Origin of the sequence: Noviherbaspirillum sp. (assembly GCF_035254865.1) — a bacterium.
GTDB lineage: Bacteria > Pseudomonadota > Gammaproteobacteria > Burkholderiales > Burkholderiaceae_D > Noviherbaspirillum.
The window spans coordinates 24,814-39,015 of sequence record NZ_DATFAF010000034.1 but is presented as its reverse complement, the minus strand read 5'-3'; the positions used below and the strand labels follow the sequence as shown (position 1 = coordinate 39,015).

Here is a 14,202-nt window from a genome sequence, read left to right as displayed (position 1 = left end):
CTTCGCGGACACGGATCGGAGCCTGGCTCCGCTGATTCGTTTTCGGTGCGCTCGTCACGCCTTCTGTTGAATCCGTCCTGCGGGGAGGCAGGACGAGTGCATTTTTCCGAAAACAACATCATGATTCGTTCTATCTCGCGCAATGGCGATGCGGCCTGGAAGCCGCTGGCCTTGGCGTCAGCGCTTTGCGCCGTATCTGCGGCTCCCGCGTTTGCTCAAACCACTCAAGAAAAAGCACTGGCACCCGTTGTGGTGAGTGCTTCCCGTTTCGCCACCGACCCGGGGCAAAGCCCCATCGGCGCTTCCGTCATCACGGCGGAAGAGATCCGCGAGGCAGGCATCAATAACGTCAACGAAGCAATCCGCAAGCTGGGAGGCGTCCACGGTCGCCAGAGCCTCAACGGTACGCAGGACTTTGCCATTGATTTGCGCGGTTTTGGCGCCAACAGCGATCAGAATCTCGTCGTGATGGTCGACGGCGTCCGCCTGTCGGAAAGCGAATTGAGCACGGCGCTCTTGTCGAGCGTTCCGATTGAAACCGTCGAACGCGTTGAAATCGTGCGCGGTGGAAGCAGCGTGCTGTATGGCGAAGGTGCGACCGGCGGCACGATCCAGATCATTACCAAACGTAGCGCGGCACAAGGATTGCGCGGGACGCTCGTCGGTGAAGTCGGTTTCTACGGACACAGGGAATTGCGTGGATCGGCAGCGAAAGGTGCGGACGGTTTTTCGCTCGACGCGAATGTGAGTGCGCAACAAGCGGACAACTATCGCGACAACAATGCGGTCAGGCAAAAGAACTTCAGCGGCGGTGCGCAGTGGGCATCCAGTGAAGGAAGAGTCGGCATGCGTATCGATCTCGCGCGTCAGGATGCGCGTCTGCCGGGCTCGCTGACCCTGGCGCAGTTCGACGCGAATCCGCGCCAGGCAACGACGCCGAACGATTTCGGTTCGTCCGATACGGATCGGTTTACGCTTCTCGCCGAACGCCGCCTGGGCGCCATCGATCTCGCGGCCGAACTGGCGCATCGCGAGAAGACGGTCAAAGCGACTTACTTCTCGACATTCGGAACTACCGACTATCGCGCGGACAGCCGCACGACGCAGTTCTCGCCGCGCATTCGCCATAAGGCCGAGATAGGCGGCATGAAGAATGAGCTGGTCGGCGGCGTTGATTTCGCGCAATGGGAGCGAAAGGCGGTTGGCAGCTCCGGTGGTGTCCCATGGTCCAATGCCGACGCGACGCAAATCTCGCGCGCGATCTACGCGCGCGACGAAATCCAGGCAGGCAACGCACGTATCGCCGTCGGCGCGCGTCATGAAAAGTTCGACAAGGATTTCGCCGATCCGCTCGCTTTTGGAACGACTGCGTATAGCACCTCGCATTCTTTGAACGCATGGGAGTTACAAGGAAAGTATGCGTTTTCGCCCGAGCTCGATGTGTTCGCCAAGGCCGGGCGAAGCTATCGTGTCGCCAATGCCGATGAAAACGGATTCACTCCCGTTCCCAATCAAGCATTGGAGCCGCAGACTTCACGCGACCTGGAAGTCGGCCTGACTGCCGGGAATGCTGCGCGAAAGCTGACCGCAAGGGTATTTCGTCATCAGTTGAAAAACGAGATCTTCTTCAATCCGCTTCAGTTCTCCAATGTGAACCTGGACCCCACGCGCCGTCAGGGTGCCGAGGTGGAAGCAAACATGCGCTTGGCGCAGGCCTATACCTTGTCGGCCGTGCTGCAGCATGTATCCGCCAAGTTCACCGATGGTCCGAACAATGGCAAGGAAATGGTCCTGGTGCCAAGCAACACCGCGACGCTTCGCCTGAACTGGCTGCCGGGCAGCAGCCAGAGCGCAAGCGTAGGTGTGCAATGGGCCGACTCGCAGCGCTACGGCGGAGACTTTTCCAACAGCTGCGCGATCCGCATTCCATCGTATACGACCGTGGATGCCCGTTACGCCAGACGTGTCGGCGCATGGGAGCTGGCAATTGCAGGCAACAACTTGACGGATCGAAGCTATTTCTCGAATGCCTTCGGGGCGTGCGGAACCGGAATCTATTCCGATACCGGCCGTCAACTGAAGGTTTCTGCCCGTCTCGACTTCTAGGAGGAGTCATCATGCGAGGCCGAGTGAACCATGCATAGTAGTGTTCTTAGTCTGCCTTTGGTCATCGAACGCCGCCGCGCGTTCACCGTTCTCGCGGTGATGCTGGTGCTTGCCTGCGCCAGCATCTTGTTCTCCTGCGTCGTCGGCTCCGTCTCGCTGTCGGTTCCCGAACTGCTGTCGGCACTGGGCGACATGCTGCGCGGCGAGCCGGCGAGCCTGGCAGGGACATTGCTGGAATTGCGCCTTGGACGCGCGCTCTCGGCCTTCGTCACCGGCGCCACGCTCGCGCTGGCAGGCGTCATGATGCAGGCCTTGTTGCGCAATCCGCTCGCCGATCCCTATGTGCTCGGCGTGTCGGGAGGCGCAGCGGTGGGCGCCTTGTTCGCAATGCTGTTTTTCACGGCAGCCTGGTTGATCGATATCGCCGCGTTTGGCGGCGCCGTTGCCGTCGCATTTCTGCTGTTGCTGCTCGCGTATCGCGACCTGCGCGGCAACACCGGAGCCGACGGCGGCGCGCCGATGCTGCTACTTACCGGCGTGATCGTCGCCTCGGGCTGCGGAGCGCTGGTCGCACTGATGCTGTCGCTGGCGCCCGACAATCGCTTGCGCGGCATGGTGTTCTGGCTGATCGGCGACCTGTCGTCGACGCAGATGCGCTGGTTGCCGTGGACGATATGGCTGGGCGCACTTGTGTTCGCAATTCGCGTTGCACGCGCGGTCAACGTGCTTGCCTTGCATGCGGAGGCAGCGGCCACGCTGGGCATACGCGTCGGACGCCTGCGGCAGGGCTTGTTCCTGTGTTCCGCGCTCTTGACTGCGAGTGCGGTCAGCAGCGCCGGCAGCATCGGCTTCATCGGCCTGATCGTGCCGCACGCCTGTCGCTTTGCGTGGGGACCGGACCATCGACTGCTGTTCCCCGCGGCCACGCTCGCGGGTGGCAGTTTCCTGGTCCTCGCCGACACGCTGGCGCGCAGTGTGCTGGCACCGCAACAACTGCCGGTGGGCGTGATCACCGCCCTGATCGGCGTGCCCATCTTTTTGCTGCAGTTACATCATATTCACAGGAAATAGACGATGCGCACGCTCGACCTGACCCTGCGCATCGGTGACCGGATCCTGGTCCGGGACTTGAACTGGCGCGTCGAAGCCGGCCAGTGCTGGTGCGTGATCGGACGCAATGGCGCCGGAAAGAGCACCTTGCTGCGAACGCTGGCCGGCCTGCGCGACCCCGACGCCGGTGCCATTCGCGTTGGCGAACGCATGTTGCGCGACTGGCACGCGCCTGAGCTCGCACGTCAACGCGCCTACCTGCCGCAGGGACGCAAGGATGCATTCGGCTATCGTGCCATCGAAACAGTGCTGGCGGCACGTCATCCTTACCAGGGCGACCAATACTGGGATGCCGCCGCGGATATCCAGAAGGCGCGCGTGGCCTTGCTGGCACTCGACGTTGCCCATCTGGCCGAGCGCGATGTACGCACGCTTTCCGGTGGCGAGCGCCAGCGTGTCGCGATCGCGGCGGCGCTGGCTCAGGACACCCCTTGGCTGCTGCTGGATGAACCGGCCAGCGCGCTTGATCTTGCGCACCAGGTCAGTGTGATGGAGCTGCTGGCCCGGTTGTGCCGCGAACAGGAAAAGGCGGTGGTCATGGTGAGTCATGACCTCAATCTCGCCCACAGTATTTCCAGCCACGCCTTGCTGCTGATGGGCGACGGACGCTGGATGGCTGGCCCGGTTGAAGAGGTGATGCAGGCGCGGATCCTGAGCGACTGCCTGGGTTACCCGATAGAGACGGTACGACACGGCAATCGAACGCTCTACATTCCGGCGGAAGCGCGCCGATGAGCAGACGAGAATGATCATTCCCTTTCAGACACTGATGGTACAAGGCACCACCTCGGATGCCGGCAAGAGCACGGTCGTTGCTGCCCTGTGCCGCCTGCTGGCGCGCGAAGGCGTGAAAGTGGTGCCCTTCAAGCCGCAGAACATGGCGCTCAACAGCGCGGTGACCGAAGACGGCGGCGAGATCGGGCGGGCACAGGCCCTGCAGGCGCAAGCCGCCGGCCTGGCTCCGCACAGCGACATGAATCCCGTGCTGCTGAAACCCTCGAGCGACACCGAGGCGCAGATCATCGTGCACGGCAAGGTGCGCGCCGACATGAATGCAAGCGATTACCATCAATACAAGACTGTTGCGATGCAGGCTGTACTGCAATCCTTTCGTCGATTGTCCGAGTCGTATGAGGCGATCATTGTCGAAGGCGCCGGCAGCCCGGCGGAGATCAACCTGCGCGAGCGCGACATCGCCAACATGGGTTTCGCGGAAGAGGTCGATTGCCCGGTGATCCTGGTGGCGGACATCGATCGCGGCGGCGTCTTCGCGCACATCGTCGGCACGCTCGCGTGCCTGTCGGAGAGCGAGCGCAAGCGCATCATCGGTTTTGTCATCAATCGTTTTCGCGGCGATATCGGTTTGCTGCAGCCCGGGCTGGAATGGCTGGAGGCGCAGACCGGAAAACCGGTGCTCGCGGTGCTGCCTTATCTGCACGGTTTGTTCCTGGATGCGGAAGACGCGATTCAGCCCATGCAGCATGAAAAAGGCCGCTTCAGGATCGTGGTCCCGGTTCTGCCTCGCATCAGCAACCACACGGACTTCGACGCCCTGCGCGCGCAGCCCGATGTGGATCTTCATTTTGTCGGCCCCGGGCAAGCGATTCCGCCTGCGGATCTGGTCATCCTGCCCGGCAGCAAAAATACAAGGGCCGATCTTGCGTGGCTGATGGCAAACGGCTGGCGCGAAGCATTGCAAAGGCATTTGCGCTACGGCGGCAAGGTGCTTGGCATTTGCGGCGGCTATCAAATGCTGGGGCACACCGTATCGGATCCGCACGGTGTCGAAGGTGCGCCCGGCGAATCCGAAGCATTGGGATTGCTGGATGTCGACACGGTACTGACCGCGGACAAGACGCTGGCCCACATCAGCGGCCGATGCGCATTTGCGGACGCGCCGGTCGTCGGATATGAAATCCACGTGGGCGTCTCGCACGGCAGCGCGAGCGCCAGGCCGGCGTTTTATCTCGGCGAGCGTGCGGAGGGAGCGCGTTCCGCGGATGACCGCATCATGGGAACCTACCTGCACGGCCTGTTCGACTTGCCGCAAACGATGGCGGCACTGCTGCGCTGGGCAGGACTCTCCGAGCTCACGCCCGTCGATCCCGGGCTGCTGCGCGAGCAAAGCATCGATCGTATTGCTGATGCCGCAGCGCCATTGCTGTCCGCTATTCGACAGCTTGTCCTAGAACATAATCGGAAATGAAGTGTGTGGCGTCGTTACAGCCAATTTTCCTGTTCCACCTTGCTGTCATTATCGAGGCACCAGCGCAGCAGTCCGGCCAGCTCGGTTGGCAGGGCGGGGTTCATAAGTAGCGCTTGCGCGAGGCGTATGTCGTGCGCTGCAAGCGGCAGTTTGCTAGGTGAATCCGACGCGTCGGTGGCGCTCATCGCAAAGGGTTCCCAGCACAAGCCGCGTGCGCTCCATAATGCACCGGCGTTCATGGCGATCTGTACGCCGTCAGGATCTGCATCGCAGCTGATGCGCGCTGGACGCGGAAGAACTTCAAGCAATTTTTCCATGGCGCTGCGCCACCAGCTTGGCGCATAGCCGGGAAGCCAGATCACGATTTCAGCACTGCTGCTACGCGCTTGTCGAACCACGTTTTCAAAGCTCGTGCGATTTTCGATCAGACGATAGTGCCGGGCATGCGTGCTGGCACCTGTGATGCGGCGTATCGTGTCCGGCGTCAGCGCAATGAAATCGCCCGCCGCGTCAATATTCAGGCATCGCCCGCCGAGATCGAGTTCCACTGCGCCGGATATCCAGAATGCCGGTGTGTGCCGCTCGATGCCGCAATCTGCCAGGTCGACATATTCTGACAACCAGGCCCATTCCGCGTGGCTGATCTGCTTGGTTTGGCCGCGCGCGAAAAGCGCAAACTCCCGACGTGTGCCACTTTGGCCCGTCGCGAGCCATTGATTCAATTTGGTGAGCAAGGCAAGCCGGGACTCGCTCCTTTCCGACGATGCATCACGCAAAGCGAGGTACGCATCCGACAACGCGGCATGGCGCCAGACGGTGTTCTGCGTCGCATCCCATGCGGACGAAAATGCAATGCGCCGGGCGGCGCGTGTTGTCATTCCCATGGCAGCACACAGCGATTCATAATCGCGCCAGATCAGCGTCTTTGTTCGCCATACGGCACGCTCGAAGTGTTCCTCCAGAATCGCAGCACCGCAGGCTGCCAACGCATCTGCAAGCATCTCCGCCGTTTCGATGCGTTGCGTGCCGGCTTGCTTCAGCAATGCATCCCAGCGCCGCGTTGGCGCGCTACTCTTCAACCACTCCTTGAGCAAGGCGCGTTGTTCGGACGGCAGCAAAGACAGCGCTTGCGCATCGAAGGTATCCGACATCCTTTGTCGCTTGTCGCGAGAAATGGATTCAAGACGCATGTTGATCAGGCTGCCTTTTCAGCTGGCGCGGTGCGCCGCTGCAGCACGAAGATCGGCTGTGCCCAGTGCGATTCCTTTTTCTTCTTGCTTGTGATTAGCGTCAGTTCCGACGGATCGTAGACGTCGGTGTTGTGCGTCAGCGGCGTCGTCATCAGGTATTGCGCGTCGGTATTCTTGAGGAATTCGCCGACCAGCTGAATGTTGCGGATGTCCAGATGCGCGAACGGCTCATCGATGAACACGAAGCCGCCGGACCCTTCGTCCGACTTCAGCAGGCCGATCAGCAGGATCAGGGATTTCATCACCTGCTGGCCGCCTGAGGCTTCGCCGTCGTTCATGCCGATCGGCCCCTTGCCGTCGAACTTGAAGCGTACATGCAAGCCCGCTTGCGACAGTTGAACGTCGTCGTTTTCCAGCCGGACCGGATCGGTGTGGACTTCAATTCCTGCCAGTTCGCCCAGTTCCTTGATGTTGCGGCTGTAGGTCTTGATCGTGTAGCGCAGCCGCTCGATGTAGGCACCGCGCGCATTGGTGGTCGCTTCAATCGCCCGGTTGTTCTGGTAACGGCGCTCGTCGGTTTCGGCTTGCCGCCCTTGCAGCAGTGCCGACAGGCGTGCATGCTGGTCGACCACGGTCACGTCGGTTTCCCAATCCTCGCGTTCGAGATCGCTTGCCAAATGCTTGAGGCGCAGTTCGACCTGATGCGCATTCTGATGTTCCTCGGCCAGCGACTGGCGGCGGGCGGGGCGGCGCCAGTTGAAGGGCAGGTGACGCCATGCCTGGCGAACCTCGACGAGCGTGCGAGCATGCGCGCCACGTTCTTCTTCGTTGCGTTTGTTCGCCTGGCGCAGATGCGATTCGCCCTCGACCAAGGCATTCTTCGCGCCGTTCCAGTCGCGATCGGCAATCACGCGCGCTTCCGTGGCGGTCTTCAGGAGCGGATAGAGTTCGCCGAGACGGGTGCCGACTTCGGAGCGCGTGACTTTCAATGGCATCGCGCTGCGTTCCGCTTCCTCGAATTCGGTTTGCCGCGCTATCAATTCCTTGGCGGCATCGACGCCGGCCAAGCGTGCCTTGAGTGCGCTGATTTCACCGGCAAGCTTGTTGATCTTCAGGGTCAGCGTGTCTTCTTCCGCTTCCAGCTTCGGCAATGCGCGTTGCAAGGCTGCCAGTCGTTGCGTGCGGCCTGCCTGGCCGAAACGGTAGCGCGACGCGTCCACAAACAGCGAGCGGCCGCCGCGTCGTTCACGGTGATAGGCGTCCGGCGTGATCCATTCTTCGGAAGGGGCGAGCCGCATGCCGTCGTCGATCGAATCGACGCGGGTGATGCGCGTCAGTTGATCGATCAACCATGCCGGTGCCGGTGCGGAAAAACGCAGCACCGACAACAGGCTTTGATCCTTTGCCACCGGGGCGGCGACGCGTTCGGGGACGATGAAGTGCCCGTAGCGTTCCTTCTCGCCGAGACGATAGGCCGCTGCCGCATCTTTCGCGTTCTTCAGCAAGACGACGAAGGCATAACTGCGCAGTACGCCCTCGACGGCGCCTTGCCAGCGCGGGTCGGTCACCTCAATGATATCGGTCAGCATGTCATGCGCGATGCCGGCGTCATTCAGCGCGCGTCGCATGGAACGGACATTGTCCGGTTCCGGCAAGGCGGCTTTGCTCTCCAGCGCGGCAATCGCCGCGCGATCGGCGGCAAGCCGGCTGGCGATGTCGGCGCGCGTCTGGCGCAGGCCCATGTACTCGGTTTCCTTCTGCTCCGCTTGCGCGGCGACGTCCGCGATATCGGCACCGGCATCCGAGGCCAGTTTCTGCAGGCGGGCCTTCTGTTCCAGCAGGTTTTCCAGCGGCTTGAGTCGGGTGTTGATCTCGCCCAGCCGCTTTTCCAGCGAAGTTTTTTCCTGCTCCAGCGCGGTCTCGTGATCGTGCGCCGCGCTCAAGGCTTTTGCGCGCTCCGCGACCAATGAACGTTTCTCGGACAATTGGGCATCCTGCGCCGCAATGGATTTTCTGGCGTCGCGCAGCGTCCGGCTGACTTCGGCCGACTTCTCGCGCGCTTCGTGATATTGCAGCGTGGGCAGAATTTCTTCCCGCAGATCGCGCCGCTCCTTGTTCAGGCCTTCCCACTGATGGTAGTTCGCCACCCGCAGGCGCAAGCGCTCGAGGTTGGTCTGCGACGCGGCGAGCTCCGCTTCGAAGCGCTGCAATTCGGCCTCGGTGTCGCGCTGGTGGCGCTTCGCTTCGTCGTAGGCGTCCAGCACTTCCTTGTCGCCGAATACCTGGAACACCAGGTCGAGCAGCTGGCGCGGCGCGTACTCGCACAGCTTGTCGGTTTCGCCTTGCTCCAGCGCCAGCACCTTCGCCATGGCTTGCGACAAGCCTGCATTGGCCAGCCGCTTGCGATACGCCTCCAGGCCGAGCCAGTCGCCGGCCTCCTGTACCGCCTCGATCTCAACCGCGCCGCCGCGCATCAGATACTGGCGCCGCCAGTCGCCGCCGTTCTTCTGGATCTGGCAGAACAGCGTGACTTCGTCCTCGCTGAAAAATCCCGAAGCGCGGAACGGCCGGTTGGAAAGCTGACGTCCGCTGGGGCGATTGTCGACCACGGCGCGCAGCCATGCCGTCTGCTCGCCGGAGTGGCGCGCGTAGTGCTTGTAGGAGCGGCCCATCGAGCAATCGAGGCCGAACAGCGTGCGCAAGGCATCGAGCAGGGTGGTCTTGCCGGAGCCGTTCTGGCCGGCGATGGTGATGATTTTTGCGTCCAGCGGGATGTTCTTGATGCGCTGCCAGTAATCCCAATGCACCAGTTCAAGCGATTTGATATGAAACATGCGAGTCCTATTCCGTGACTTCCTGCGGCGCGCGCTTGAAAATGTCGGCCAGCGCGCCGTTGACGATGCGTTCCTTGAGCGTGTCGGTATCCATCATCAGATCCAGCAGCGGCCCTTCCAGAATCATGTCGCCTTTCATTTCGATGAAGCCGAGCTTGGCAAGCTGGCCGAGGTTCATGCCGATGCGCGTCTTCTTGCCGAGCTTGTCGCCGAAGTCCGCCAACAGCGCTTTGAAGGAAATGCCGGTCGACGCTTCTTCCGCGCGCGGCATGGGCTTGTCTTTGCCGAACATGTCGTTTTGATCCTCGGCGGCGTTCTGGTGCGACTCCTGCCGCTCGCGCTTGGGCAGGATGATGAGCGCCCACAGCACGACCAGCAGCGCCACGCCGTCGCGCGCGAGGCCGGCATTATTGTTCTGCCATGTCTCACGTGCACCGAAGATCTTCGGTTCGACTTCGCGCGTCAGCGCGAGCGTGACGTGATCGGCGTAGACGTTGTCGAGCAGCTTCAGCCCGCAGGCCGAAAGGCGATTGTCGAGCTCGGCGCGAAACAATTCATCCGACAGCGCGCGCTTCACCAGCTTGTTGTCGCGCGTCAGCGTCTGATGCGTGAGCAGCTGTGCGATCAGGATTTGCGCTTCGTGGTTCATGCTGTATATCCGTTCGAGATTCTGGTTTGTGTGAGAGGGAGGCGTTCGAGATGGCGGCTACATGCGGGTCTTTTAGCGCGACCATGCCGTCTTGCGGCGTGAAGATCAGCGGCAGGCGCGCCATGTGCGCCGTGCCGCCTTGCAGCGCCGATTCGCTTTCATCGCCCAACAGCGGCAGCAGCGATGCCCGGTAAGAGGCGATCGCGAAGCTGGCCGGCAACAGCGTGTCCTGCACGGGCGTGGCAGCCGGCGAGGGTGACGCAAACGACGAGAGGCGATTCAGCCAGGCATCCAATTCGACCGGCATGCTCGCTTCCTCGCTGTGCGTGACCGGTGCATCCTCGCCTGCGGGCAATGCGGAAGCTACCGTCGCGACACGATCGGCAAACAGCTCGGCTTCGGCGACGTCGATCATTTCCGAGGGCGTGATGAACAGCGGCGTGACCGGCGTCGACACGGCGCCCTCCGCGAGGGACGCCAAGTCATCCTGTTGCATCAGCCAGGTCTTGATGTCGGTGGTCGAGAGGCCGGATTGCCCGAGATGCACGCGTTGACGTTCGATCTGGTTGAGAGCGCGCGAAAACATGCCCTGCATGTTCAGGAGGGCGCTTTGCGCACGGCCGATAGCTTGCGCCGCGCGGTGGGTGGCGGCATCGGCCCGGGTGTCCGTGGTGATCGCATGAATGATCTGAGATCCTTTCTCCACCCAGTCGCAAGCGGTATGCCACTTCTCCTGCGCCGCGCGCAGGCGGAATTCCGAGCCGGAGGCGATGGCGTCGCGAAACTCTTCGGTCAGATCGACCAGGCGTCCGAGCAGGTGTTGCAACTGCTCGACGCTCACGCCGCCGACCGCCTGCGATCCGGCTACCTGCGACAGCAGGAAGCCCATTTCCGCCTCGTCGTCACCCTGGGTGAGGTTGAGCAGGCCGTCGATGGCCGCCAGCACGTTGCGCGCGGTCGGCGTGATGCGATAGACGCCCTGCGCGGCATCCCAGGCAAGCAACTGATGCGAGCGCAGGCGTGCCAGCACGGTTTCCAGGCTGTCCGGATCGAGATAGGCGAGCCGGGTCTTGATGTCGGCGCGCGACAAGGCAGACGACTGCGTGTCGGCCGCCAGTTCCTTGAGCACCAGCAGCCGCACCAGTACACCGTCGAATCCGCCATGGAACAGGGCGGTAAATGCCTGCAGCAGCGGTTGCGCCCGCTTCAGGCGGAAGACCTGTTCAATATCGTCCGGAGAGATGTCAGGCTTGAAATAGGCTTGCAGCGAGGCTGGGGCGCCGTCGTCCGTGACGGCGGGGAGTGTCGTCGAATTATTTTGCATCGCGGTATTTTAAGGCACGATAACTTGCCGGGGAGCAGAAAAGCGCGTCCACAGTTTCCTTGCTGAAAAGATGCCGTGTTATGCTCTTTGGAAACGTTGCGTCATTGGCACGAAACGACAAGAGTATTGCAAACATGTCAACTCATCGGGGGGAACATGCCAGTCATTGTCATTGCGAATCCAAAGGGAGGCGTCGGCAAAAGCACCATCGCCACCAATCTCGCCGGATATTTCGCCAAGCAGGGCCACAAGGTCATGCTCGGCGATTCGGACGTCCAGCAGTCTTCTCGCGCATGGTTGGCGCTGCGTCCCGGCAGCCTGCCGCCGATCGCCGCCTGGGACATTGTCAACGGCCATGTTGCCAGGCCGCCCAAGGGCACCACGCATATCGTGCTCGATACGCCGGCCGGACTCTCCGGTGCGCGGCTTGAAGAGGTATTGCGCATTGCCGACAAGGTCGTTGTGCCGCTCCAGGCATCGATGTTCGATATTCTGGCAACCCAGGAATTCCTGCAGCGCCTCGCCAGCAGGCATGGCAGCGCCAGCGTCGGTGTGCTGGGCATGCGCATCAACGTTCGCACCCGCGCCGCGGACCAGCTGGCGCATTACGTCAGCAATCTTGGCTTGCCTGTGCTCGGCTATCTGCGCGACACGCAGAACTACGTTCAGCTCGCCGCCCACGGCGCCACGGTCTGGGATGTCGCACCGTCGCGGGTGGAGAAGGATCTCGAGCAGTGGCAGGAAGTGGTGAAGTGGGTGCAGCAGTAATTTATTCGCAGACTTGTTTTCCGTGTTCGGACACGACCGGAATGAGTGACAAGCGCGCTGAGACGTACTGAAACATGTAGACGCAGCCGTAGGGATCCTTGATGTACATCCCGTGCACTGCAGTCCCGGCTTCCGAGAGATGCTGTTTTCGCGCTTCCGCTGGGGACAGATAGTTGTCGTTCTGGGAAGCGATTGCGTTGGATTTCGGCTGGGGGAGAAGGCTGCGCGCGGCTTCCAGGGCCGGTGGGTAAAAGGACAGCGCGACGAACGTGCCCAGCACGCAGCCGCCCGTGATCAGGGCGGTTCTTTTCCGTTGCGGCATCCGACGCTGACGGAAAACAGGTTTTTCGTTCGAGAAGCCCATAAATTTCCACTGAATCCACGATGCGAAACAACCGGCCACGCGATCAGCGCCCGGAATCGAACAAACCATTGCAAGACGTGCAGCCTGCCCCGCGAAATCGAACGATTATATATGGGCTTGCCCTTGCGTCAACACATTCCAGCCTGCGGTTCGCTATCATGTCCTTGCTGATTTCATCATTTATTGCAGGGATTGAATATGATTGCACCCGGATACGCGCAGACCATGGCAGCCTACAACCACTGGATGAATGAAAAGCTTTACCAGGCGTGCGAGCGCCTGACGGATGAAGAGCGCAAGTCGGATCGCGGTGCGTTCTTCAAGTCGATCCATTCGACCCTGAACCACATCATCTGGGGCGACTACATGTGGCTGGGCCGTTTTACGCAGGAGACGCCGCTGGCGAAGACGTATCCGAAGGCTTCGATTGGCACTGACCTGTATGAGGATTGGCATGCGCTCAGGGCTGCGCGATCAGCGATGGACGAGGACATTCTGGCCTGGGCTGCGACACTCGACACAGAATGGCTGGCCCACGATTTCAGCTGGTACAGCGGCCTGACCAAATCGACGCGCACCCGACCGGCATGGTTGCTGGTGGCCCACCTCTTTAACCATCAGACGCATCATCGCGCACAGGTGACGACGCTGTTGTCGCAGCAGGGCATCGACCCGGGCGATACCGATCTGATGCTGATGCCGCTTTGAGGATCTGTTGAGCGACAAAGCGGGACTCGCCTTTGCAGCAATCCTTCAGGGTTTTTTCAAGCGTGCCGCGTCGAGTTCCCTGCACAACATTTCCATGCCATCGAGGATGCGCGGACCGGAACGGTTCATCAGTGTGCCGTCGACCAGGATGAGGTTGCCGCGCGCGGCCGCCTTCAGTTTCGGAAAGCGGCGCCAGGGCGAAAACACGTCATCCTGTTCGCCGCTGCTGGCAACGATCGCTTCAGGATCGGCCTTCAGCACGGCCTCCACACTGACGGTGGGAGCGAGTTGCGGCAGGTCCGCGAAGATATTGACGCCGCCGCATTGACGAATCGCGGAAGACACCATGTGCGTGCCGTTCAGCGTCATCAGCGGCGATCGCCAGATCTGGTAGAAGACGGTGATGCTGCGTCGGTGCTGGTAGGTTTCGCGCAGATGCTTGAGGCGCGTGCGGAAAGCGTTGGCCGCGGCTTCGCCGGTCGTGTCGGTCCCCGCCAGATGCGCCAGGCTTTCCATGGAATGCGCAATCGCGGCGAAGTCGTAGGGTTCGCTCTTGAAAACCGGAATGCCAAGCTGCTCAAGCCTTGCCAATTGCGGCGCTGCGTTGCCGTTGTTCCAGCCGACGATCAGATCGGGTTTGAGCTGAATGATGCGTTCCATGTCGAGCGACAAGCCGCTGCCGACCGAAGGAATTCGCCTGGCTTCCGCCGGGTAATCGCTGAATTCGGAAACGCCGACGACATAGGGACCGGCGCCCGCCGCGAAAAGCAGTTCGGTTACATGCGGCGCGAGGCTGACGATGCGGTGGGCTGGCGCGGGAAGGGTGACGGTTCGTTTGGTGTCGTCGACGACCGAAATCGCAGCGCGCGCTGATCCCAGGGGAAGCAGCGCGAGCATGCTGCAGGCGATAAGCCGCGTTAGATGTTTGCGCCGCATTGGTTAC

At 61.6% G+C, this 14,202-nt stretch carries 12 protein-coding genes; 6 read left to right on the top strand and 6 right to left on the bottom strand.

Annotated elements, in window-relative coordinates; translation table 11 throughout:
- The first annotated feature begins 120 nt into the window (after positions 1 to 120).
- Genes VJ651_RS09225 through VJ651_RS09210 form a run of 4 tightly spaced genes read left to right on the top strand, consistent with a single transcriptional unit; the run spans position 121 to position 5,422 of the window.
- A complete protein-coding gene (locus VJ651_RS09225; RefSeq protein WP_324107171.1) occupies positions 121 to 2,106 on the top strand; it encodes a TonB-dependent receptor in 1,986 nt (661 codons plus the stop codon).
- Positions 2,107 to 2,136: 30 nt separating this feature from the next.
- Positions 2,137 to 3,177, top strand: coding sequence for an iron ABC transporter permease (locus VJ651_RS09220; protein WP_324107170.1), 1,041 nt, complete (start codon positions 2,137 to 2,139; stop codon positions 3,175 to 3,177).
- 3 nt (positions 3,178 to 3,180) lie between these two features.
- Positions 3,181 to 3,951 carry an ABC transporter ATP-binding protein gene (locus VJ651_RS09215; RefSeq protein ID WP_324107169.1) on the top strand — a complete coding sequence of 257 codons (771 nt, stop codon included), beginning with the start codon at positions 3,181 to 3,183 and terminating at the stop codon, positions 3,949 to 3,951.
- A 10-nt stretch (positions 3,952 to 3,961) separates the two neighbouring features.
- Positions 3,962 to 5,422, top strand: a complete 1,461-nt coding sequence (locus VJ651_RS09210; RefSeq protein ID WP_324107168.1) for a cobyric acid synthase — start codon at positions 3,962 to 3,964, stop codon at positions 5,420 to 5,422.
- Between the two features lie 14 nt (positions 5,423 to 5,436).
- Here VJ651_RS09210 and VJ651_RS09205 read toward each other — a convergent pair whose 3' ends face one another.
- The 4 genes from VJ651_RS09205 to VJ651_RS09190 are packed head-to-tail and all read right to left on the bottom strand — an operon-like array spanning position 5,437 to position 11,419.
- Positions 5,437 to 6,573 carry a hypothetical protein gene (locus tag VJ651_RS09205; protein WP_324107167.1) on the bottom strand — a complete coding sequence of 379 codons (1,137 nt, stop codon included), beginning with the start codon at positions 6,571 to 6,573 and terminating at the stop codon, positions 5,437 to 5,439.
- A gap of 44 nt (positions 6,574 to 6,617) precedes the next feature.
- A complete protein-coding gene (locus tag VJ651_RS09200; protein ID WP_324107166.1) occupies positions 6,618 to 9,446 on the bottom strand; it encodes an ATP-binding protein in 2,829 nt (942 codons plus the stop codon).
- Between the two features lie 7 nt (positions 9,447 to 9,453).
- Entirely contained in the window at positions 9,454 to 10,095 is a 642-nt protein-coding gene (locus VJ651_RS09195; RefSeq protein WP_324107165.1) for a hypothetical protein, read from the bottom strand.
- A complete protein-coding gene (locus VJ651_RS09190; RefSeq protein ID WP_324107164.1) occupies positions 10,001 to 11,419 on the bottom strand; it encodes a hypothetical protein in 1,419 nt (472 codons plus the stop codon). Before VJ651_RS09190 ends, VJ651_RS09195 begins: the two co-directional genes overlap by 95 nt.
- Positions 11,420 to 11,575: 156 nt before the next feature.
- On the opposite strand from VJ651_RS09190, the gene VJ651_RS09185 reads away from it, so the two are divergent.
- A complete protein-coding gene (locus VJ651_RS09185; RefSeq protein ID WP_324107163.1) occupies positions 11,576 to 12,187 on the top strand; it encodes a ParA family protein in 612 nt (203 codons plus the stop codon).
- 1 nt (position 12,188) lies between these two features.
- On the opposite strand, the gene VJ651_RS09180 is transcribed toward VJ651_RS09185, so the two are convergent.
- On the bottom strand, positions 12,189 to 12,620 hold the full coding sequence (locus VJ651_RS09180; RefSeq protein ID WP_324107162.1) for a hypothetical protein: 432 nt from the start codon (positions 12,618 to 12,620) through the stop codon (positions 12,189 to 12,191).
- Positions 12,621 to 12,749: 129 nt separating this feature from the next.
- Here VJ651_RS09180 and VJ651_RS09175 point away from each other — a divergent pair, with 129 nt between their 5' ends.
- Positions 12,750 to 13,259: a DinB family protein gene (locus VJ651_RS09175; RefSeq protein ID WP_324107161.1), complete on the top strand. Its 510-nt coding sequence runs from the start codon at positions 12,750 to 12,752 to the stop codon at positions 13,257 to 13,259.
- A gap of 45 nt (positions 13,260 to 13,304) precedes the next feature.
- Here VJ651_RS09175 and VJ651_RS09170 read toward each other — a convergent pair whose 3' ends face one another.
- The gene (locus tag VJ651_RS09170) at positions 13,305 to 14,156 is read right to left on the bottom strand and encodes a cobalamin-binding protein (protein ID WP_324107160.1); all 852 of its coding nucleotides are present in this window, start codon (positions 14,154 to 14,156) and stop codon (positions 13,305 to 13,307) included.
- Between the last annotated feature and the right edge of the window lie 46 nt (positions 14,157 to 14,202).